The organism is Truepera radiovictrix DSM 17093 (assembly GCF_000092425.1).
GTDB classification, from domain to species: Bacteria; Deinococcota; Deinococci; order Deinococcales; family Trueperaceae; genus Truepera; species Truepera radiovictrix.
The window spans coordinates 1,538,206-1,559,947 of the sequence record NC_014221.1 but is presented as its reverse complement, the minus strand read 5'-3'; the positions used below and the strand labels follow the sequence as shown (position 1 = coordinate 1,559,947).

Annotated in this window: 18 protein-coding genes; 4 read left to right on the top strand and 14 right to left on the bottom strand. The window is 66.0% G+C overall.

The window, feature by feature from the left end; translation table 11 throughout:
• Positions 1 to 39 precede the first annotated feature (39 nt).
• Positions 40 to 576, top strand: a complete 537-nt coding sequence (gene pyrE, locus TRAD_RS07215) for an orotate phosphoribosyltransferase (RefSeq protein WP_041947187.1) — start codon at positions 40 to 42, stop codon at positions 574 to 576.
• On the top strand, positions 573 to 1,688 hold the full coding sequence (locus tag TRAD_RS07210; RefSeq protein ID WP_013177945.1) for a hypothetical protein: 1,116 nt from the start codon (positions 573 to 575) through the stop codon (positions 1,686 to 1,688). The genes pyrE and TRAD_RS07210 overlap by 4 nt, the downstream gene beginning before the upstream one ends.
• Here TRAD_RS07210 and TRAD_RS07205 read toward each other — a convergent pair.
• The 8 genes from TRAD_RS07205 to cmr1 form a co-directional block, all read right to left on the bottom strand.
• On the bottom strand, positions 1,663 to 2,556 hold the full coding sequence (locus TRAD_RS07205) for an alkaline phosphatase family protein (RefSeq protein ID WP_013177944.1): 894 nt from the start codon (positions 2,554 to 2,556) through the stop codon (positions 1,663 to 1,665). The two genes, TRAD_RS07210 and TRAD_RS07205, sit on opposite strands and share 26 nt — an antisense overlap.
• Before the next feature lie 25 nt (positions 2,557 to 2,581).
• Positions 2,582 to 3,649, bottom strand: coding sequence for a tryptophan--tRNA ligase (gene trpS / locus TRAD_RS07200; protein ID WP_013177943.1), 1,068 nt, complete (start codon positions 3,647 to 3,649; stop codon positions 2,582 to 2,584).
• A gap of 139 nt (positions 3,650 to 3,788) precedes the next feature.
• The gene (gene cmr6 / locus TRAD_RS07195) at positions 3,789 to 4,829 is read right to left on the bottom strand and encodes a type III-B CRISPR module RAMP protein Cmr6 (RefSeq protein WP_013177942.1); all 1,041 of its coding nucleotides are present in this window, start codon (positions 4,827 to 4,829) and stop codon (positions 3,789 to 3,791) included.
• The gene (cmr5, locus tag TRAD_RS07190) at positions 4,829 to 5,215 is read right to left on the bottom strand and encodes a type III-B CRISPR module-associated protein Cmr5 (RefSeq protein ID WP_013177941.1); all 387 of its coding nucleotides are present in this window, start codon (positions 5,213 to 5,215) and stop codon (positions 4,829 to 4,831) included. The genes cmr6 and cmr5 overlap by 1 nt, the downstream gene beginning before the upstream one ends.
• Positions 5,212 to 6,003 carry a type III-B CRISPR module RAMP protein Cmr4 gene (gene cmr4 / locus TRAD_RS07185; RefSeq protein WP_013177940.1) on the bottom strand — a complete coding sequence of 264 codons (792 nt, stop codon included), beginning with the start codon at positions 6,001 to 6,003 and terminating at the stop codon, positions 5,212 to 5,214. The genes cmr5 and cmr4 overlap by 4 nt, the downstream gene beginning before the upstream one ends.
• Complete coding sequence (gene cmr3, locus TRAD_RS07180; protein WP_013177939.1) at positions 6,004 to 7,086, bottom strand: type III-B CRISPR module-associated protein Cmr3; 1,083 nt, start codon at positions 7,084 to 7,086, stop codon at positions 6,004 to 6,006.
• A complete protein-coding gene (gene cas10 / locus TRAD_RS07175) occupies positions 7,083 to 9,023 on the bottom strand; it encodes a type III-B CRISPR-associated protein Cas10/Cmr2 (RefSeq protein ID WP_013177938.1) in 1,941 nt (646 codons plus the stop codon). Before cas10 ends, cmr3 begins: the two co-directional genes overlap by 4 nt.
• Positions 9,016 to 10,275 carry a type III-B CRISPR module RAMP protein Cmr1 gene (gene cmr1 / locus TRAD_RS07170; protein ID WP_013177937.1) on the bottom strand — a complete coding sequence of 420 codons (1,260 nt, stop codon included), beginning with the start codon at positions 10,273 to 10,275 and terminating at the stop codon, positions 9,016 to 9,018. Before cmr1 ends, cas10 begins: the two co-directional genes overlap by 8 nt.
• 187 nt (positions 10,276 to 10,462) lie before the next feature.
• Here cmr1 and TRAD_RS07165 point away from each other — a divergent pair, with 187 nt between their 5' ends.
• Complete coding sequence (locus tag TRAD_RS07165; RefSeq protein WP_013177936.1) at positions 10,463 to 11,278, top strand: cytochrome c oxidase assembly protein; 816 nt, start codon at positions 10,463 to 10,465, stop codon at positions 11,276 to 11,278.
• Positions 11,279 to 11,463: 185 nt separating this feature from the next.
• Here TRAD_RS07165 and TRAD_RS07160 read toward each other — a convergent pair whose 3' ends face one another.
• The 4 genes from TRAD_RS07160 to TRAD_RS07145 all read right to left on the bottom strand — a co-directional run bounded on the left by TRAD_RS07160 (position 11,464) and on the right by TRAD_RS07145 (position 16,827).
• On the bottom strand, positions 11,464 to 12,513 hold the full coding sequence (locus TRAD_RS07160) for a carbohydrate ABC transporter permease (RefSeq protein WP_013177935.1): 1,050 nt from the start codon (positions 12,511 to 12,513) through the stop codon (positions 11,464 to 11,466).
• A 7-nt stretch (positions 12,514 to 12,520) separates the two neighbouring features.
• Positions 12,521 to 13,564 (bottom strand): carbohydrate ABC transporter permease, encoded by a 1,044-nt coding sequence (locus TRAD_RS07155; RefSeq protein ID WP_013177934.1) that lies wholly within the window; start codon positions 13,562 to 13,564, stop codon positions 12,521 to 12,523.
• A 74-nt stretch (positions 13,565 to 13,638) separates the two neighbouring features.
• On the bottom strand, positions 13,639 to 14,898 hold the full coding sequence (locus TRAD_RS07150) for an ABC transporter substrate-binding protein (RefSeq protein WP_221401679.1): 1,260 nt from the start codon (positions 14,896 to 14,898) through the stop codon (positions 13,639 to 13,641).
• 414 nt (positions 14,899 to 15,312) lie between these two features.
• A complete protein-coding gene (locus TRAD_RS07145; RefSeq protein ID WP_013177932.1) occupies positions 15,313 to 16,827 on the bottom strand; it encodes an alpha-amylase family glycosyl hydrolase in 1,515 nt (504 codons plus the stop codon).
• A 596-nt stretch (positions 16,828 to 17,423) separates the two neighbouring features.
• Between TRAD_RS07145 and TRAD_RS07140 the strand changes: the two genes are divergently transcribed.
• Positions 17,424 to 18,431 (top strand): glycoside hydrolase family 5 protein, encoded by a 1,008-nt coding sequence (locus TRAD_RS07140; protein ID WP_013177931.1) that lies wholly within the window; start codon positions 17,424 to 17,426, stop codon positions 18,429 to 18,431.
• An 11-nt stretch (positions 18,432 to 18,442) separates the two neighbouring features.
• On the opposite strand, the gene TRAD_RS07135 is transcribed toward TRAD_RS07140, so the two are convergent.
• Positions 18,443 to 19,801, bottom strand: a complete 1,359-nt coding sequence (locus TRAD_RS07135) for a hypothetical protein (protein ID WP_013177930.1) — start codon at positions 19,799 to 19,801, stop codon at positions 18,443 to 18,445.
• Positions 19,798 to 21,741, bottom strand: coding sequence for a glycosyltransferase family 2 protein (locus tag TRAD_RS07130; protein WP_013177929.1), 1,944 nt, complete (start codon positions 21,739 to 21,741; stop codon positions 19,798 to 19,800). The genes TRAD_RS07135 and TRAD_RS07130 overlap by 4 nt, the downstream gene beginning before the upstream one ends.
• Between the last annotated feature and the right edge of the window lies 1 nt (position 21,742).

The window sequence follows — 21,742 nt, the reverse complement described above, 5'->3', positions numbered from 1 at the left end:
CCCCCGCACCGGCGCTGCGGGGGCGGTATGCTACACCTAATGGACGTCCTTGACCTCTACAAGCAGACCGGGGCCTACCTCGAGGGGCACTTTTTGCTCGCCTCGGGGCGCCACTCCCCCAAGTTCTTGCAGTCAACCACCGTCATGCAGTACCCCGAACACGCCGAAGCGCTCGGGGCGGCGCTCGCGGAGAAGTTCCGCGACCTTGAGCTCGACTTCGTGCTGGGGCCGGCGATGGGCGGCGTGATCCTCGCCCACACGGTCGCCAAGGCGCTCGGCTGCCGCGCGCTCTTCGCCGAAAAGGCGGGTAAGGGGATGATCCTCCGCGACGCCTTTAAAGTCACCCCGGGCGAGCGCTTTTTGGCCGTCGAAGACGTGATCACCACCGGCGGCAGCCTCCGCAAGGCGATCCGCGCCGCCGAAGCGGAGGGCGCTAGGTGCGTCGACATCGGCTGCATCATCGACCGTCTGGGGTCGCCCTTGGCGCCCCGCTCGCTCGTGCAGCTCGAGTTCCCCTCCTACGCCCCCGACGCGTGCCCCCTCTGCCGCGCAGGCGTGCCCTTGGAGGAGGTGTGAGCCTCGTCTGGGTGCTCCTCGCCCTCTGGGTCGGGGTCGCGCAGGCGGCGCCCGCTGCGCAGAGCCCGGGCGCCCTGCAGGCCGCCCCCACGACCGACCCCACCGCCGCCGCCGACGAAGCGGTGCGGGCGTGGCTGGCGCGCGAACCGCTCAGCCCGGTCGCGCTCGCGGGCGTCCCCGCCGAGGAGCTGTGCCGCGAGCTGCCGGGGCTCCTCGAGAACCCGCCGCCCCCCCAGGGCACCACGGTGAACTTCGGCAACCGCGTCGAGCGCCCCACCGAGGACCCTGCCACGCGCCGCTACACCTACCCCGTCACCCTCCCCGGCGGGCGCCTCGAGGTGCTCGAGGTCGTGTTGCGCGAGGAAGGAAACGCCTGGAACGCCGAACGCGTCGGCCTCCAGCGAGAGCCGACGCCGACGATCCCCGCCTTTTTCCAGACCCCCGTGGCCGCGTGGGGCTTCGTGCTCCTGACGCTGGGGCTCCTCTACGGGCTCGCGCGCCCCTCGTTCTTCCGGCGCTGGCTGGCCGAGGGGTGGGGCTACGTCAAGGCGCACCGCCGCCTGGTCATCGGCACGGTGGCGCTCCTTTACGGGCTCTTCACCCTGGGCGTCTTTAGCGGCGCCGCTCTCCCGCCCGTGTGCCAGGCGGCAATTAGCGAGATCGTCGCGCGGGGCGTCGCGGGGTTGGGGGCGACCGAAGCGTACGAGAGCGGCAACGTCGCGCGCGCGGCGGTGGTGACGATGTACCAAAACTTCGTCATGGGCACCCTTGTAACGACCTACGGCGTCGCCCTGATCTCGTTTGGAGCGCTCGCCTATCTGCTCAACGGCGCGCGCTTTCTCGCCCTCGGGCTGCCCTTCGGCTTTTTGACTCAAGCCGACCCCGTGACCCTGCTCGCGGTGCTTGTCCTCATCGTGGTCGAACTCATGGCCTACGTGCTGGTAACCGCCGGCGGCGGGATGCTGCTCGCGACGCTCGTCCGCGAGGGCTTCGGGGGTTTTCGCCTCGCCTTTCGCAAGCTGACGATGACCCTGCCCATCGCCTTTTTGCTGCTCGTCATCGGCGCTTGGTACGAGGCGGCCATCATCATCTTGCCGACGCTTTTAGGCTGAGAGCGGCGCGGACGCGCGGGGCGAGGTCGGTGAGGTCTCTAGCCCCGGCGAACGCCGCCGCCCGCGGCCCCAGCGCCAGGAGCGGCACGGGGTTGCGGGTGTGCGAGCGCGTCCCCTTGTCCTCGACGTTGCCGTGGTCAGACGTCACCACGAGGGTGGTCTCGCCGAGCGCCCCGAGGAGCCCCGCCAAAAAGGCGTCGAGCTTTTCGACGAGCGCGACCGCCGCCCCCAGCTCCCAGCGGTGCCCCGCCGTGTCGGGGAGCCAAAAGTCAAAAAACGCGAGGTCAAACCCTTTGGCGAGCCGCCCGAGCGCCGCCCCCGCCTCGCCGAGCGGTCTGGGGGCGCCCAGATAGCTGCCGTCTAAGTCGGCGCTCACCGCCCGCCCCGCCGCGTAGTCGGCGGCGGTGCGGAGCCCCAACCCGGCGGCCAGAGCGGCGTAGACGGGCACGTTGACGCGCGCCCCCCTGCGGTCCTCGAGCGCCCGGACGTACGCCGGCGAAAAGGCGTTGACGAGCCCCGCGCGCCCCCCCGCCCGGGCGACCTCGAGAAACAGGGTGCCCTCGTCCAGCACCCGTTTGAGGGTCGGACCGGGCCACGGCCCGTAGTGGCGGCCCATCAGGGCGGCGGCGTTGCGACCCGTCAGGAGCGCCGTCTGCCCGGTCGCCGACTGCGGCAGCCCCGCTACGCCCAGGCCAGCGTCCAGCGAAGCGAACAGGGTCCCGTCGCGGGCAAAAGGGGTGCGCTCGGCGGTCAGCGGACCGCCGAGCAGGGCCGCTAGCGTGGGCGTGCGCGCCGCAGCGAAGGGGTTGACGCTCGGGTCGGGGCTCCCCAAGCCGACGCCGTCGAGAAAGAGCAGCAAGACCCCCACGGGCTTCGGGCGCCTTGGCGGCGCGTCAGCCGACGCCCGTAGCGTCGCGAACGCGCTGCATGGTGGCGCTCGCGATCTCGCGGGCGCGTTCGGCGCCGCGCGTCAGCACCGCCTCGAGCCCCGCGCGGTCGGCCATGATCTCGTGGTAGCGCGCCTGCAGGGGCCTGAGGGTCTCCCACACCACCTCGACGAGCGCCTTTTTGAGCGCGCCGTACCCCTGCCCCGCGAAGGTCGCCTCAACCGCGCTCATCGGCTCACGCGTCAGCGCCTGGTAGATCGACAGCAGGTTGCGCACCCCCGGCGAGGCGTGCGCGAAGCGCGTCTCGCGGCCCGAGTCGGTCACCGCCGACATGATGGCTTTGCGGATCGTCTTCTCGTCGTCGAGCAGGTTGATCGCGTGCCCCGGACGGGTCACCGCCAAGCTCTTGCTCATCTTCGTCTCGGGGTCGTCTAGCCCCATCACCCGCGCGCCGACCTCGGGGATCACCGCTACAGGCAGCTTGAAGACCTCACCGAAAAGGCGGTGAAAACGGATGGCGATGTCGCGCGTCAGCTCGATGTGCTGGCGCTGGTCCTCGCCGACCGGCACGGCGTCGGTGTCGTACAACAAGATGTCCGCAGCCTGCAGCGCCGGATAGATCAAAAGCCCCGTCCCCGTCGACTCAAACTGCTGCGCTTTGGACTTGAACTGGGTCATCCGCTGCAACCACCCCAAGGGCGTCGCGCAGTTTAAGATCCAGGCGAGCTCGCTGTGTTCGCGCACGTGCGACTGGATAAAGATGAGGTTTCTCTCCGGGTCGAGCCCGCTCGCGAGGTACAAGGCGGCCAGTTTGCGGGCGTTGTCGTGCAGCGCGCGCGCGTCGATCTGCTCGGGGATGGTCAGCGCGTGCAGGTCGACGATGCAGAAGATGTTGTCGCTCTCGTCTTGCCGCGCTACCCAGTGCTGCAGCGCCCCGACGTAGTTGCCGAGGTGCAGCTCGCCGGAGGGCTGCATACCGGAGAACACGCGCGTCTTTTTGGCGGTTTGCGGAATAGAGGGGGCCTTGGGGGCGCCCTCCTGGCGGGGGGTGTCGGCCAAAGCGGGCTCGGTCATCCGCCTAGTATACGGCGCAGGCGGCGTGCTCGAGTCGCCGCAGTACGGGCCGGGTAGGTGACGCCAGTGAGGTCAACCCCCAAATCGCCGTCACCACCGCTTCGCAGCTACCACTGAAGGTTACGAAAAGGACGCGCTACTACTCCCCGACGAGTTTGTTAAGCTCCCGATAGGCGTTGAGCTTGGTAAGTTTGGGTAATTTGGCCTCTTCCAGGATCGCTTGCATTGCCTTGGCTGCTGCGAACTTTTCATCGTCGCTGCATTCGAGACGTTTAAGCTTATCAACAAACCCCTGGGCTGCTTCTCTGAGTTTTTTATTGCTTACTTGGCGTAAGCCTTTGACGAGTTCCTCAGCTGGCGTAAGCGTGGCTGCCTCCTGCACTTCTTGGACAGTGCTAGCAGCTGTAGCTTTCGCTCCAACGGGCTTAAACCGCCCGTAGCCCACCGCCGTCTTAGCGCCGGCGCCAAGCCAACAGAGCGCTTCCTTAAGCCAACCCCTTACCGCCTCGCAGTCCTCGCGGCCTTGCCCGCCATTGCGCCGCGGCAGCACCCCAAAGAGGAAGGTCTGCTCCTGCTCGACGACCAAAAAGGGCACCGGCACGGGGCTGTGCCAGTCGGCGGGGGGCGCTTCACCGCGGTACCACGGCCCGTAGTGCGGCGTCATCACGTCGGCTTTAAGCTGCACGGGCGCGGTGGGGATGGCGTCTAGGAAGACGACCGAACCAACTTGGAAGTTTTTGTCGTCGATGTCCTCACTGCCGAAAATCCGCTTGAGGGTCTCGTTGCTCTCTTTAGCCCACTGAGCTGCCCACGCCCGCACCATGCCTTTGACCGACGAGCCGGGCAGATAGGGCGTGCCCAGCGTGTGGTGCCAAGCGAAGCCGTTTTCGACCGGGTGCTCACGGCCCAAGCCGGTGACGAAGTCGGACTCGAGCTTATAGAGTAGGGGCGCTTGACCAAGGGCGCTTAGAAAACTTTGCATGCGCTCAGCGTGCGCTTTGAGCTGGTCGGCGTCACCTACGGGCTTGCCCGTCACGCTCGTCACCCAGTCCTTCTTGCCCTCGTCTCCCAGCCCCGACCAGTCGCTCTGCCACTTATCGCAGAACTTGTCGTACCAGAGCCCGGCGTGGCCCCCTCGCCGCTCGAGCCGCTCGCGCGCTTCGCGGTAAAGGGGCCGCACTACTCGCGCTCCTCGCCGCCCTCTAAAAAGGCGTCAGCAAACTTGCGCAGCCACTCGAGGTACGCCATCGCTTCAGCTTGGGCGCGGATGTAGTGGTCTTGGTCGTGCGCAACGATTGCTTTGAGCAACCCCGGGGTGTAGTTGCGGTAAGGCGCGTCCTCGTCGGGACCGCAGAGCCAACCCTCAAGATGCTTGTAAAGTTGTGGGTAGCCCTTGCGGTCGCGCGAGCGCACGGTAGCTATTGCCTGCCCCAGCCCGCTCATCAGGATGTTGGCGGGCAGCGCCTTGACGTAGCTCTTGTAGTTGCCATAGTCGCCTCGATACTTGAGCTCTTCGACGTTTCTGAGCGCGTCCGCCGCACGACGTTGGGCGAGGGTCTGGCTCATCGCGCCCCCAACCACTGCAGGCTAAACCAGCCCTGTCCCACCGTTTCGTTGCCGCCCACCTGCAGGTAATCGCCAATTTTCTGCACGTCCTGCAAAACCCCTTGGCCGTTGCGCTCGGCCAAGACCGCGTACATGAGCGTGTCAGGTGGCAGCGTCTCCTCGTACCAGAGGTTTTTGCTGGTCTTTTTGTCGTCCAAGACGTTGCGCGCCTGCACCGCCAAGCCGTAGCGGGCAAACCAAGCGAAGTCGTCGTCGCTTAAGATGGCAAGTTGGCCCTTTAACCGCGCCCGCGCGCTCTCGTTGGGGATGAGACTGCCTAACGCCTCGACAAGTTTGTCGCCTGGCCCCCCAGTGACCTCAAAGGAGCGCTCCTCGAGGAAAAGCCGCCCGGAGCCTTGGCTGAGCACCGTTTTGTCTGCCACTTTGGGCATCTGAAAGCTCACGGTCATGCCGCTGCGACCCGCGTCGCGCGCTAGCCGCTCCAGAAGGTGCGGGCAGGTCACCCACTTGTAGGCGCTGCTGAGGCTGCGAACCGGGAGCAGCAGCAGCCGCGCATCTGAGGCGAGGAGTTCTCCGGCGTTGTCCTGCCTGCCAAAAATCGCCTCTGCACCCCCATTGCCCAGCTGCTCATACGCCTGGCGCAAGGCCCCCTTGAGGCTCGAGCCCGCGATAAACGGATAATCGGTCGCCGCCTCGCGCGCTACCGGCAGGTCGATCGCCCCGACGTTCTGGCCCGTGCCCGGGTGCACGAACGTCTCTGCCAACATGCCCACGATGACGCTGTTCATTCACCACGCTCCAATCAGGATCTGCCCATAACCCCAGGAGGTCTTTTCACCGATGTGCTTACCGTGCATGGCCAAGGCCGCCTGCACGTCATCCGCTTCCATAAACCAGGTGCTCCCCGGCGGCAGGTGCAAGGCGAGCGGCTTAGGTTGCTTCGCTTCGCTGTCCCAGCCGCCGATCATGAGCGGTTTGCCGACGCAAGCCGCGACGATGCGCCCCGGCAAGCCCGGCAGTGCCCCGCCCGGCGTCTTCCAGCCATCACCCCTGAAGCAGCCAGGCGTGATGAGGGTCACGGTGTAGCGGCGACCTGTCAGCGTCGGCGCTTGGGGGAGCGCCCACGACACTTCCTCGATACCCACCATCCGGCTCTCGCCGCCGAGCGTCACCAGCTTGGGCACCGCGCCGTCGTAGCCCGAGACGCCTACGCCGAGCGACACGCCGCGCGAGAGCCGCACGTGGGCGGTCTGGTAAAGCGCGTCCTCCTTGGTGGTGCGGCTCGCGTCGTCGCGGTGGATGCCGACGCGCGCCTCGCTCTGCCAAAGTTCGCCGCGCGCGATGATGCTCGCGGGGTCGGGCAAGTCGCCCTTTAGGACCCGCTGCATGGCCTCGAGCGTCAGGTAGCCCTCCAGCGGCTTAAACCCCGTCACCTGTTCCCCCCGCTCGCCTGTGACGTTGACGACTTCGGGAAGTTTGACCGTGCCAATATCCGTCTGAAGCTCCGCACTGGGTTTAAGCCAGGTGAGGTATTCTTTGGCTTCTTGCTCGTCTTGCGGCTTGTCCTTGGCATAGAGCAGGTGCAAGGGGGCGGGAAAGAGCGGCGCGTTGTGGCGCAGCAGGTAGGGGCCGACGAAGGCAAGCGGTCCCAAGTCGTCGCCGTCGCCCAGCTCGGCGGTGATGTCCGGTTTCCACACGCCGCCTTGCCAACCGAGCTCCCTGGCAAACGCCGCCCGCAGCGCCCCCACGACCGTCGTCGGCGAGGGCGGGAAGACGCCGCGCACCTCCATCTGCCCCGTCTCGCCCGCCGAAAAGGGGCTGCCGTCGCGGAAAAAGAGCGTGTCCAAGGGGGTGAGCTCAAGCTGCCTCACCGCTCCACCCCCCGCCCCTTGGTCGCTAGAAAGCGCACGAGCATGGCGCCCTCAACGTTGAGGGTCTTCGGGTCTTCGACACCCCCCTTGCGCACGCGACAGACGCGCAGAAGCTGTTTCACCCGCTCCTCTGCCTCGTGGAGGGGCACGACGCGCTCGCGGCTCTTGTTCTTTTGGTACTCGGCGACGAGGAGCCTCATCGCGTCCAACTCTTTGGGGAGCTTGTGCCCGGACGCCCGGCGCGTTCGCTCGTCGCCCGTGAGCACTTCAAAGCGCGCCCGGACGTTGTAGAAGAACTTGCTGGCAAACTGCGCTTCGTCCTTGTCGTCCTTGTCCACAAAGCCCCTAACCAGGTCCTGCACGATGTCGGGGACGGGGTGCGGCGCCGTCCTCTCCTCCCAGCTCGAGACCCATTCCACCGTGCGCCCGCTGCCGGTCAACACGCTCACCGCAATCGAGTCGCGCCCGTTGCCGTCTTTGGCCACGGTGTCGAGAAGATAGTGCGCCTCTTGCATCACCGCGCGCAGGCTGGTGTGGTAGTGCGCGAAGACGAGCCCCGCCGAGATGGTGGTTGGGGGGTGATCTGCGGGGCGCTTCCCCCCCAAGACCTCCTCGAAGGCCTGCTGGTAGCGCTGACGGAGCGCCGTTGCGGCCGGCAGCGCCCGGTCGAGCGGCAAGAGCGCCAACACGTCGTCGCCGCCCGCGTAGACGGTCTTACCGCAGCGCTCTCGAACGATGCCGTCCACCGCGTCGGTGAAGTGGGCGAGGGCTCGAGAAACGTCGGTGGGCTGAACGCTTTGATGCTGCAAGAGCTTGCCCAAGCTGTCGCCGTCCATGAGCAAGAGCGCGTAAAAGGGGCTGGGCGGGTGACCGACGGCGTTGCTCAACTCGCCGAGGTGCGCCTGAAGCGCCCGCTTGGCCTCCGCCGAGAAGCCGCGCTCCTTGTCGCTCTCGATGGCGTAGCGGTAGTAGAGCTGGCCGTCGAGCCGGGTGAAGTCGTCACGGGCCACGCAGGACAAGTCGGTGCTGTACTCGCCGAAAATGTCGCCTTCGGCATGCGTTCGGACGAGCTTGGGGTACTCGAGCGCGAGAGCCTGCGCCTCTAGGCTTGCTTGAATGCGCTCTAGCCACGGCACCGCCGCCATGTACGAGGTCGAGGGCCAGGTCTTGGCGTCAAGCTCCCAGCCGATGACCTCGCTAGCGACGTTGGGGAAAAGCCGCTTGATGAGCGACACCGCGCAGAGGCGCTCATGCTCCCCTAGGTTGAGGGAACCGACCCTGCGCCGGACCTCCCCCCAAAAGTCCTCCTGGTTCCCGCGCTCGGTTTGCTTCCCGCGCGCGGTCGCCCTCACAAAACCCGAGAGCTCCTGCAAGCTGCCCATCAGGGTGCACTTGTCGCCGGGCTCTTCGGTCGGCGCAAAGGTGCGCCAGTTCTTGCGGCGGTCGAGCCAGGTGTTGTCCGAGCGGTCACCGGGGTCGCCCCCCATGACCCAGCTCATGTCCCAAAAGCCCGCTACCTGGCGCTCCCAAATAGCCCGCGTGCCGCGGCCCTGCGGCGCGGCGCCCGCGACGTAGCGCTGCCACACCGCGTCAGCTATTCTCTGCCACGCACCTAAGACCGCTTTGCGGCAGCTTACAGGGTCGAAGCCATCCGGCACTTCCGCCTTGAAGCGGTTGGGGAGGGAGCCGATTTTAGGCGTTGGGTTATCGGGCAAAGGTTTGCCGAGGATGGCCGCGAGCAGCGGGTCGGTGGGCTTCGCCATGCTCCCCACATCGGGGAAAGTGATGCTGCCGCCTCCCTCGAGCACCGCTTTCATCGCGTGACCCGCCAAATAGGAGAGCAAGAACGACCCGGCCCACAGGTCGCGGGTGCGCCGCGCCTGGGCGACGAAGCCCTGGACGGGGCCGAGGGTGAAGTGGAGAAGGCGCTCAGGCATATCTAACTTCCACCACCCTGCCGAAGTCTTCTTTGCGCTGTAAGTGAGGTTGTCCTCTGACGTTTTTCATGCGCTCGAAAAACTCATGTATGGGTTGCCATAGGTTGTTAGAGGTGTCTACTGAAACAACCTTTTGCTGTTTGCCGATGAGGCGGATTTTAGCATTAGCGGGCAAAAACTGGCTCGGCAGAAACGTCAGGACGGCAATTGGAGTATCACCAATTTGGTGAATATGAATCTGCAAAGGACTGGCACGTCGCTCTATCGCGGTGGGGTTACGCGGATTCGTGGCATCAACCGCCTTGACTTCTGCTTTATCCTTCGTGCTGCTGAAGAAGTAGTTGTGAGGTAAGCCGAAGGCGACGCGCTCTGGATGCTCAATTGATACTGAGGAGGTCCCCCCTGAAGCGATTGCCTTCATCAGGTCGTGATCATCTGGAAAGTTCTGCTCGGCATTCTGGTCGAAGACTTTGCCGTTGTTGCCCCAGCTACGGTAGAAAACCATCTCACGCCCAATGCGGTTCAGCAGCTCTAAGGGCGACTGGCTGACCTCACCTTCAACGAGTAGGATCTTGCTTTCCCGGGAGAATGCCGTATAGGGCGGCTTGTCAGTTCTGAGCTTAAACTCTGACTTTAGCTTTTCCAGCTCCTCTTTTATAGCAATTATATCTTGTGGCGCTTGCCAAACTTTCTCACCATCCTGATATTCCTTAAGAACCAGGCTGCCATAACCTTTGCGCGCCTTGCTGCCAAGTGCGCCGACGGTGCCTAGCAGCTTAAGGGCATCGACGATGCCATCGCGCTGTTTTGGGGTCAGGTTGGGCTTAAAGCACACTTGCAGGGTAAAGTCAAAGGGCGCCGCAAGGCACGCCCGCGTAAGCTGTCCTTCCTGTGTACCCTTGTTGCGGCTGGCAAACGCCTCCATAACGCCGTAACCGAGGTAACGCGCCCCTTCCCCGACAACGCGGCCGCCGTCCTTTAAAACCACCCCCTTGCTCAGCTGCGTCACCTCTGGCGCCCTAAGCCGCATCAGCACCCCAGCCTGCCCCGTATCGGTGCTGCCGAAAAGCTCCGCCTCCTGCCTGCGAATCTGCTCGAGGTCGCCACCCAAGCGCTCCCAAGCGAGCGCCCGCCACCAAAAGCGCAGCGCCCCCTTGATGCTTGGCAGGCGGAGTTCGGCCCGGCTCTGGTCAGCGCCACTCATAAAGAGCGGCGTGACCACTCGGTAGGTCGCGGTGAGCGTTTCTGTCATCGTCCTCCTCACCCCAAAGAGGCGTCTCCCCCTGTCGCGCGTGGCGCCCGCTCAACACCACAAACCTTTCGCTAACTTTCCGACCGAGGCTTAACGTAACACACGGGCGCTACACCCCACCACCCTCGCCCCCCGCTACGGTCATTTGTCCGCTGCGCGGTGCGCGCAGCTCTGCATACAATGACCTATGGACCTCTCCTACCTCTGGCGCCTCGAGCCGCTGCCAATTGCCGCGACCTTTGTAGCGCTGCTCTTTTACACCTTGGGGACCGGCCCCTTGCGGAGACGCCTCTTCCCCGGTCACGCTTACCCGACCAACAAGGCGATCCTCTTCTACCTCAGCCTAGCGATCCTCACACTGACCTTCATCTCGCCCTTGCACACCATCGGCGAGTACTTTTTGCTCTCAGCGCACATGCTCACCATGATGATCGTGATCTTTATCGTGGCGCCGCTTTTCCTGTTGGGCTTACCGGGGTGGCTGATCGCGCCCGTGGCGCTTCACCCGGTGATCAAACCCGCCTTGCGTTTTCTCACGCGCCCCGTGGTGAACGTCATTCACTTCAACCTAGCGTTCGCGCTTATTCACATCCCCGTGGTGCTTAGAACGATGATGTTCTCCACCGACTTGCTGCACTACTACACCTACGCCGCTATCTTCACCTCAGCGGTGCTCATGTGGTGGCCCGTGATGAACCCCTTACCGAACGACCTGCCCACGCCGAGCTACAAAACGCAGCTCATCTACCTGATCGTGATGATCATCGCGCACAACCCCTTTTCGACCGTCATCAGCTTTTCAAACCGCCTCATCTACCCCTGGTACGGGGAGGTGCCGCGCGTCTTTGGGCTCTCGCCGATGCAAGACCAGCAGCTCGCGGGGGTGTTCATGGGCATCCTCTACATGACGGTGATGCTGATCGCCATCGCGGCGGTGTTTTTGCGGTGGGTGGGGGGGGCGGCGCGACGGGAGCGCGCCCTACCGCCGCCAGCGCAAGCCTAGCTACGGACAGAACCGACCACCAACAGAAACGGCCCCCAGCTTCGGGGGCCGCGCTCTTGTAAACGTGTGGCGCAAACTTGTGGCGGCAGTTTCGCGGAAAAACGCTCTTGGCACATATCGGAAGATGCGCGCTAGGGTGCTCCGTGGGGGCGCCATGTGGGCCACGCCGCAAGAACCGATCGGATCTACTTCAACCCCGTCGTCGCCACCCCCGTCGTGATGTAGCGCTGCAAAAAGGCGAACACCACGGTGACGGGCAGGAGCGTGAGCACGGTCATCGCCAGGACATAGTGCCACTGGATGTTGAGCTCGCCCTGGAACGAGTTGAGGCCGACTTGCAGGGTAAAGAGCTCGCTCCGCGTCAGGACGATCAAAGGCCACAAAAAGTCGTTCCAGCGCCACATGACCGAGAAGATGGCCAGCACGGCCAAAGCGGGAGCCGTCAGGGGCAGGATGATCTGCCAGTAGATGCGCCACTCGGACGCGCCGTCGATGCGGGCGGAGTCTAGAAGCTCGTCGGGCAGCGTGAGCATGTACTGGCGCAGCAGGAAGACCCCCGTCGGGGTGGCGGCGCCGGGGAGGATGACGCCCCAGAGGTTGTTCGTCCAACCGATCTGGGTAATGACCAAGTAGACGGGGACCAGAATGACCGAGATGGGGATCATCAAGGTGGCGATGATGAGCAGGAAGATGGCGTTGCGACCCCTGAACTCGTACTTGGAGAGGGCAAAAGCGGCCATGCTGTTGATCAAGAGCGTAATGAGGGTGGCGGTGACGGTGACCACGACGGAGTTGCGCAAAAACGTCACGAAGTTAAAGCGCGCGAGCGGCTCCGTGTAGTTGTTCCAAGCGAACTGGACCCGCCGCACCTCCTGGCGCTGGGCGGTGGGGACGCTGATGATCTCGTCGGGGGCGGCGGGGTCGATCATCTGCGCCTCGAGCCCGATGCGCCGCACCTGCGCGAGGCGCGCCTGGCTGCCGTCCTCTAGGGTCACGTCGAAAAGGGGCAAAGGGGTGTCGTACCCCTCGACCGTGACGGTCGCCTGCGCCGTGGGGAGCAGCGCGGGGGGGAACTCGAGCAGCGCGCTCGGCGTCTTGAAAGACGAGAGCACGAGCCAGAGCACCGGGCCGAACATGATCAGCACCCCGGCGGCCAAGTAGAGGTAGGTGAGCACGTCGGTGACGTGCAGGCGCCGCCCGCGGCGGCGCGTCAAAAAGGTGCTTACCGTGGTCATGGTCCTCCTAAGCGGGGCGCGAACGCCCGATACGCAGCTGAACGAGGGTGAAGACGAGGAGCGCCGCGCCGACGAGGACAGAAGCTGCCGCCGCGAGGCCGAAGCGCTGGACTTGACCCGAAAACCCCGTGTTGTAGATGTACTGGATGATAAATAGGGTCGAGGTGCCGGGGCCGCCCCCGGTGAGCACGAAGACCTCGTCGAAGGTCTGCACCCCGCGAATGAGCGAGAGCACGAGCACGACGAGCAGCGTCGGCATGAGTAGCGGCAGGGTGAGGTTGCGCAGGCTCTGAAAGCGCCCCGCGCCGTCCATGGCCGCGGCGTCGTAAAGCTCTTTGGGTATCGACTGCAGCCCCGCCAAGAGGATCAGGGTGTAAAAGCCCATGTTCGCCCAGATGTTGACGAAGATCGCCCAGAACATCGCCCAGTTCGCGTTGAGCAAAAACAGCTCGGGTTGGCCGCCCAGCGAGACGAGAATGGCGTTAAGCAGCCCGTTACGCTGCAACATCCACTTCCACACGAGCGCCACGACGACCGGTGAGAGCAGCACGGGGTAGAAGTAGACGCTCCGAAAAAACCCGCGCCAGAGGATGCGGCGGTTTAACACGAGGGCGGTCAGAAGTGAGAAGAAGACCGTTCCACTCACCTGGAAGACGACGAAAAAACCCGTGTTGCGCAGCGCCCGCCAAAAGCGGTCCTCTTGACAGGTGTTGGGGTCGAGATAGTTGGTGCACGAGAGCAGCGTCTCGAAGTTCTGGGTGCCGACGAAGGGACGGTTCTGTGGGAATAGGGCGGTCCCACCGGTCAGCGCGAAATAGACGTTGAGCACCATTGGAAAGAGTACGAACACGCCGAAGATGATGAGGTTGGGCAGCAAAAAGATATACGCCATCCCCCGCACGCCCAAAAGGCGCTGCAAAGGGCTCATCACGAGCTCAAAGGCGTTCATCAGCCCCGCGAAGAGGCTGCCGAAAAGCCCGCCCAGAGACGGCTTGGGGGCTCTGCGAGGCCGCGAGGGGGCTCGCACCACGTTGTGACGGTCTCGTTGCATCGGTCTCCAAAGGGCGGCTACCGAGTACCGGGTAGCCGCCCAGAGTGTGCGATAAAAGCGGTTAGCGAAGCGCGCTACTGACCTGCAGCGGCGATCCCCTCTTCGATGTCCGCTTGCATCCGCGCGATCGCTTCGTCGAGCGAGAGCTCGCCGACGAGCACCTGCGTCAGGCGGTTGGTCGTGGCGTCGAAGACGACGCGGTTAAACGGGTAGCCCTGCAGGGCAAAAGCGGTGTCGTCGAGGCGGGTCACCTCGCCCGCAAAGACGTTGAGCGCGTCTGCGGCGAGCTCTAAGTCGGTCTGGAAGTCGATGCCCCGCTCCGCGAGCCCGAGGTGCCCGGGGATAAAGAGGGTGCGGGCGTAAAATTCCTCCAAGACGGGTTCGCTCGCCAGGTACTCCATGACGCGCGCGACCTCCTCGGGGTGGTCGGTGTCCTCGAAAGCGACCAGCGCCGCCCCCCCAGGCATCCCCGTGCACGCCGCCGGGCCGCAGGGGTTAGGCACCGCCACCCAGTCGAAGGCGTCGCCAATCGTCTCGGCAAACTGCCCGACCTGCCAGCTGCCCGACATGTAAAAGACCACCTCGCCGTTGATGAACTGCTCGTTCCCGGCTGTGTAGGTGCCGCCCGCACCGATCCACACGTCGGGGATCATGGTGCCGTCTTGGTGCCAGTCGACCATGAGCTGGGCCATTTGGCGGAAACCCTCATCGTCGATAGCGGGGTTGCCCTCCTCGTCGAAGTAAGCGGCGCCCTGGCTGATCGCCGCTCCGGCGAGGCGGTGCCCCGAGCGGTCCATCGCCATGGCGAAGGCCGTCCCCGTCGCCTCGGCGACCTCGCGCGTCGCCTGCGCCCACGCCTCCCACGTCGCGCCTTCAGCGGGCATCTCGACGCCGGCTTGGTCGAAGAGCGTCTTGTTGACAAACGGCCCCGTCACGGTGAGCTGCGTCATAAAGCCGGGGATCATCTCCGGGTCCTCGGGGCGCATCCAGTCCAGAAACTGCCCGAAGTTCTCCTCCCAGTACTCGGGGTCGCTGAGGTACTCGCGCAGGTCGAGGTAGTACTCGGAGAGCCCGCCCAGGTTCGTCACACGCGCCATGTCGGGGCCGTCGCCCGAGGCGAGCTGCAGAGGCAGCGTCTCCAAGATGCCCGAGGAGTAGGCGACCGTGTCCATCACCACGCGGATGTCGGGGTTGTCGGCCTCGAAGCGGTCCAAAAGCTCGCGCATCACCTGGCCTTCGTTGCCGTCGTCGTACCAGGTCATGCGCAGCTCGACTTGGTTTTGGGCGAGCGCCAGAGGCGCCGTAAGGCCCAGCAGCATAAGACTCGGGGCCAACAGTCCAGCGGTTCGCTTCCAACGGTGCAAGGGGGACCTCCAGAGCAAAGAGATTGGGACGACCGAACACGTCAGCGTCGCGTCGACGGTGTCGCTAGTTAACAGCGCGGCAGCTCGGAACAATGTGTTTTATGAGACGGTGTGCCGCTACGCGGTGCACGCTAAGGGGCGCAGGCGAGCAGCTCACGTACGACACGGGTACCCTGAGCCAGATGGCAAACTCCTTTCGTAGCATTGTCGCTGTCCAAAGAGCAGCGTAACACGTCCCAAGGGGCGCGAGACCGGTGCGTTTCACGCGCCGTTACAAAGCGACGCGCGTATGAAAAAGCCGTTCTCGACGGCACCAACACGCCTTGTGTACCTGCGTTGTGTACCTGTGTGGTGTCCCGTGCGGTGTCCTTGGGCGCGCGAGCGCTACTCCCCCTCGCCGATGACGGCCACGGTGCTCCCCGGCAGGGTGTAGCGCCCCGCGAGGGCCGCCTCGCTCAGCAGCTCGGTCGCTGTCTCGAGCCCCGTGAGGGCGCGCAGGTCGAGCTCTTGCGGCTCCGCGCCGAGGTTGGCGAGCACGAAGAGCGTCTCTTGGGGCGCTTCGCGGCGCAGCGCCAGCACCCCCTCGGGCGCCTCCAGCACCGTGACGCCGCCCGCGTAGAGCGCCGGACGCGCGCGGCGCAGCGCGATAAGGCGCCGGTAGAGGCTCAGGAGCGAGTCGGGGTCTTCGTCCTGCGCGGCGACCGTGATCGCCGGGTCGTCCGTGCTAAAGGGGTGCCAGGGGGTGCCGGTGGTAAAACCGGCCCCCTCTGAGGCGTCCCAACGCATCGGCGTGCGCTTCTCCTCGTCCGCCTCGCCGGGGCCGTTGGGCATCCCGAGCTCCTCGCCGTAGTAGAGGAAGGGCACCCCCGGCAGGGTCAGCAGCAACCCCGCGGCGAGGCGCAAGCGGGCTTCGTCGCGGCGCAAAAAGCCGAGCGCGGTACCCGGGCGGATCTGGTCGTGGTTGGAGATGAAGGTGCCGCGCACGGCGGTGTCGGGGTAGAGCCTCTCGTCCTGCTCGAGCGCGAACGCGAGGCTGGTGACCGAGCGGCGCTGCACGGCGCTCGTCAGGGCGTCGAAAAGCGGGTAGTTAAAGGACACGTCGAGCCCGGCGCGCTCGTGGTAGCGGGCAATCGTCGCCGCGTCCGTCCAGGTCTCCCCCACCAGATAGGCGTCCTCGCGGACCGACTTGACAAACGCGGTAAAGTCGCGCACCCACTCGACGTTCTCCGGCGTGTTGGCGATCAGCCCCGTGTCGCTCTCGATAATGTGCTGAATCGCGTCCACCCGAAAGCCGTTGACGCCTTTCTCGAGCCAAAAGCGCGCCACCGCCTCCATCTCGGTCTGCACCGCGGGGTTGCGGAAGTTAAGGTCGGGCATCTCGCTCCAGAAGAGCCCCAAGTAGTACGCGTCCCCCTCGGGGTGCCACGCGGGGCCGCCCAGCCCGCGCCACCCCGGGTTCTCGTCCGACCAGCTGTAAAAGTCGCGGTACGCGGGGTCACCGGCCGCCGCGGCGAGAAACCACGGGTGCTGCGACGAGGTGTGGTTGACCACGAGGTCGAGCACCACCTCGATGCCCCGCTCGTGCGCCGCCGCGACAAACGCCTCGAAATCCGCCATGGTGCCGTAGTCGGGGTGAATGGCGTAGTAGTCGGTCACGTCGTAGCCGTGGTACGACGGGCTCGGGTGGATGGGCATAAGCCACACGCCGGTCACCCCCAAGTCCTGCAGGTAGTCGAGCCCCTCGGTAGCGCCGCGCAGGTCGCCGATACCGTCGCCGTCCGAGTCCCGAAACGACCGCACGAAGATCTCGTAAAAGACGCTGTCGGGAGCCGGCTGCGCCCCCGCGAACAGGGTGAGCGAGAAAAGCGCTAGGGTCAGGAGCCACTTAAAAACGGTCATGCGTTATCTTTGCACGCGCGCAACGTCCGTGTGCCGGGGGCGCGCCCGGAAAGGGGGCCGTATGCGTTTTTTCGCACGGCCGCGCCTGCAGGACGCGTACGCTAGAGCTTCGCCGACCCTCGCGGCCCGCACCCCGGGACTCCCCCCGCGAGGCGCTCCCGAAAGCGCCCCATGAACCTCCGCCTCCTGCTCCTCTGCTCCCTTTTCGCCCTGTTGGGCGCGTGCAACCACGCGCAGCGCACCCGCCCCGCCGCGTTCGAGGCGACCTCGGAGCCAGCGTCGGGGCGGGTGCTCGTCAGCGCGTCGCCGCAGCGGCGCGCGGCCGCGCGCTTAGAGGCGCAGGTGCTCTCGGGCGACGTCTACCTCTTCTTGCCGTTTGCGCGCGCGACCCGCGCCGAGCTGCACCTTAACGGCGCCAGGAAGCCCTTTCGCACCCTCCACGCGCCGCGCGGCGGCCTCGGGCCCATCCCCTTCTCGACCGCGCGCCTTTCCGACGGCGATCACACCCTCACCGCCAAGGTGACGCTAGGGCCGCGGCGGCGGGTGACGGTGCGGACTTCGTTTCGGGTCGACAACGCGCGCGCGCGCAGGGCGCCTTGGGGCGCTGGAGCGTGCAGGCGGGCGAGGTCTACCGGGGCACCGAAAGGGTCGCCGTGCACGGCCTCAACTGGTTCGGGATGGGCACCCCCGACCGCGCGCCGCACGGCCTCTGGACGGGCCGGAGCGTGGAGAGCTTTATGCGTCAGGTGCGTGAGCTGGGGTTTACGGCGCTGCGCCTGCCCCTCTCCCCGCAGGTGATCCGCCCCGGCTACGCCGCCGCGCCCTGGGCGCGCGCCTACGGCCCCGACGGGCGGAGCGTCCTCGAGCGCGTGCTTGGCGAAGCGGAGCGCGCGGGGCTATTGGTGCTCCTGAGCTTTCACACCTACGACCCCAACCGCTTGGGTCACGACCTGCCCGGCCGCCCGTTCGGGGACGGCTACACCAAAGCCGACTGGCTCGCCGACCTGAGGACGCTGGCCGAGCTCGCCAAACGCTACCCCAACGTGCTCGGCATCGACCTCTGCAACGAACCCCACAAGCTCACCTGGAGGGCGTGGGCGAAGCTCGCCGCCGAAGCCGGACGCGAGGTACTAAAGACCAACCCCGACCTGCTCGTCTTCGTCGAGGGGGTCGCCAACGCCTCGGACAACGGCGGCTACGGCGCCAACTGGGGCGAAAACCTGACCCGAGCGGGCGAGCTGCCCGGTATTCCGGGGGGCAAACTCGTCTACAGCCCGCACGTCTACGGCCCGAGCGTCCACCACAAACCCTACTTCGGGGCGCCCGAGTTCCCGGCGAACTTGCCGCACATCTGGGACGTTCACTTCGGGCACCTCGTCGACAAGGGCTACACGCTCGTCATCGGCGAGTTCGGCGGCCGTTACGCGGAGCGCGACCGGCTGTGGCAGGACGCTTTCGTGGACTATCTGCTAGCGCGCCCCATCCGCGGGTTTTTCTACTGGAGCCTCAACCCGAACTCGGCGGACACGGGGGGGCTGTTGCACGACGACTGGCGCACCGTTCACGAGGACAAGCTCGAGCTCCTTAAGCGGCTGATGCGCTAGGCGGCGGTGGCTTAGGGGTGCTGCAGGGGCGGCGCCCCGAAAGCGCGGTAGAAGCGGCACCCGTTGTAGGTCCACTCGAGCGCGAAGCCCTCGGGCGGCCGCTCACCGTAACGCCGGTAGAGCGCCGAATCGCCGGGGCAGACAAACGCGTAGCGCACGTGCGCGGCGGGGGCGGCGAGCGCGAGGTGAAAGCTCGCGTCAACGGGTAGCAGAAAGGGCCGCGCGGTCCCCGCCCAGGCGATCGCGCGGTAGGCGGTCGCGTCATCGCTCAACACCGCGCGCGCGTCCGCCGTGGCGAGCGTCCTGCCGACCGCCTGCTCGAGGGCGCCTTCCGGCGGGGCCGCAGGCCACGGGAAGGCGAGGTAGGCCACCACGAGCTGCGCCGCCGCCCCCGCGAGCAGCAGCGCCCTGTCGGGCCGCGTCGCCTGCCTCGAGAGCGCCCCGAGCGCGAAGATCGACAGCAGCATGACCTCAAAAGCGAGCGAGTAGACGCCAAAGAGCCTCGAGGCGAACAGCAGCCCGAGGGGGAAGAGGTACACGAGCAGGCGCACGCTAGGGTTTAGGAGCAGCCGAAACCCCGCAGCGACGTAGAGCGGGCTGAAAAGCAGCACGAGCCAGAGGGGTTCGGCGCGGGCGCCCGGGGGGGCGTAGAGCCAGGTCAGCTCGCCCGTAAAGAGCCAACCCATATAGGCCCAGGTCATGAGCCCGGCGAGCGCCGGAAAGACCAGGATGAGCCAACCCGTCAGGTAAGCCCCCAAAGACATCGGCCGAAAGGCGGGCAGCGCGGCGCCGAAGGTGAGCGCGAGGGGTACGGCTAGCGGCGTGACGAAGACCGCTACCCCCAAGATGAGCCCCGCCTCGAAGCCGTAGACGCTGAGCCCCGCAGCGCTCCAGCGCACGTAGCGCAGCCACGCCCAGAAGAGCAGAAAGAGTGCCATGCGCTCCCCGTAGTTGCCGCCCGCGAGGTTGAGCGCCACGGGCGAGAGAAACAGCGCGGCGACGCCGAGGATAAGAAAGCGCCGCTCGCGTTCCAGGGCGTCTTTGATGAGCAAAAACGCCAGCGCCCCCACCCAAAAGGCGCCCCAAAGGCTCGAGGCGAGCGGCGTCGGGTAGAGCGCCAGCAGCACGAGCGGCAGGGGCGGAAAGGCGAAGCCCAGGCGCTCGAGCTGGCCGCGATCGAGCGCCACGAGCGCCTGCGTCACAAACTTCGCGTCGACCTCGCCGAGCGCCCCTTGCGCCGTCACCGCGGCGCCGACGAGCGCCAAGGGCAGCGCCAACAGGAGCGTACCGGCGACCGCGAAGCAGGTAGCCCCTAGAGCGCTGCGCTGCAGGGGCGCGCGGGGAGCCGCTGCGGCGCTGCGCCCGCTCACGGCTGCACCTCGGCGGCATCCCCCTTGCGCGCGCCCACCCCGTGCGCCTCCTCGACGGGCGTCTTTTCGTCCTGCGTCCTTTCGGGTTGCACCTCGGTCTGCGCCTCGTGTGTGCTCAGGCCGTGGAGCGTCTTTTCCCAGAAGAAGGGTTTGGTAAAGAGCTGGTAGAGCGCCTTGTACGACGCCCTCGAGTGCAGCGTCCAGTAGACCGGGTTGAGCAGCGCAAAGGGCACGAGCGCGTAGAGCCCGCGCTTAAAGACCGCCAGCATGTTGAGGTAGACCGCCAGGGCGTTGCCGACGAGGAGGTTGACGAGCGACAGGTAGAGGAGCCACGGCGGGAAGTAGGGGTCGAGCGCGTGGGTGCCGGTGAGCATCCAGACGAGAAACAGCAGCCACAACAGCGGCGCCGCGAGAAACGTCAGGGGGGTGCCGGCAATCAGCAGCGCAAACCCGGCCGCCTGCTTGAGCCCGACCGCGCGCACCAGCCTTAGGGGGTTGCGCGCGTGCACGAGGGCGGTCTGCATGTACCCCTTGATCCACCGCGAGCGCTGCCTGATCCAGTTGCCCACGTGGTTGTTGGCCTCTTCGAAGGTGGTCGCGTTGATCACCCCGACGGTGTAGCCGCGCATGGCGGCGCGGATGCCCAGGTCGGCGTCCTCGGTGACGTTAAAGGGGTCCCAACCGCCGAGCTCGCGCAGGCGGTCGGTGCGGAAGTGGTTGCTCGTCCCGCCCAGGGGGATGGGGAGGCCCAGACGGGCGAGCCCCGGCAACATGTAGTCAAACCAGTAGGAGTACTCGAGGGTGAACATGCGGGTGAGGAAGTTTTCGCGCCAGTTAAAGTAGTTGAGCGCCCCCTGCACGCACACCAAGCTCTCGGGCCCCTTGCGAAAGGCGGCGACGGCTTTTTTGAGCTGATCGGCGTCTGGGCGGTCTTCGGCGTCGTAGATGACCAGGTACTCGCCGCGGGCGAACAGCAGCCCCAGGTTGCACGCCTTGGGTTTTGTCTTGGGTTGCCCGTCGGGGATGATGACGAACTGCACGTGATCCGGGGGGTGCGCCGCCTTGGCCGCCTCGAGCGTCTCGGGGTCGTCCTCCTCGATGAGCACCAGGATCTCGAGCTTCTCTTTAGGGTAGTCGAGCTGCGACAGGTTTTGCATCAAAAGCCCGACGATATTCGCCTCGCGGTAGACGGGCACCAAGACGGTGTAAAGCGGCAGCTCGGCGTCGTGTAGGGCGGCGACTTCGGCGTCGGTGACGGGTTCGAACTGCTCCGCGCGGGCGCCCGCGAGGCTGACGAAGAACTTAAAACCGATGCCGACCAAAAACACCAGGTTTACAGCAGCGTTGATCGCCACGAGCGTCCCTTGCGGCGCGGCGTAAAGGCAGCCGAGGAGGAGAAACACAAGGGCGCCTAGCGCCAAAAACTGCCCCCTGGTAAAGACCGTGTACCCCGACTCTTCGGGGCTGCGGTAGTAGAGGGTGTAGACCGAGGCGTCAAGGAGCTCGTCGCGGTAGAGCTCGCGGATGGCTTTGTCGATGTCCCACTCGGTGGTGACGAAAAAGCGGCAGCGGATCCCCTCGAAGTGCTCGCCCAGCGCCGCGACGAGCGCGGCCGAGGGCGCGTCCGCCACCGCGACCCGCAGCGCCCCCGCCTCGAAGTCGACGGGAACGGCCCGAAAGCGCAGCATCAGCTCCGGCGGAAAGCGCGTCGCCACCTCCGGCACCGGCGCGGTCTCGGTCAAGAGGATAAAAGGTAGGTTCCAGAGCTCGGAGAGCGCCTCGTAGAGGGCCTTGCGGCGGACGTAACCGAGCGACAGCAGCACCCGCCCGAGCCGCTCACCCGTGCGGCGGTGCAGCTCGAGCGCGTGCGCCAGCGCCTCGGGGCTCAGCGCGCCGCGCGCTACGAGCAGCTCACCCAAACGCGCTTTGGTAGCGTTCACG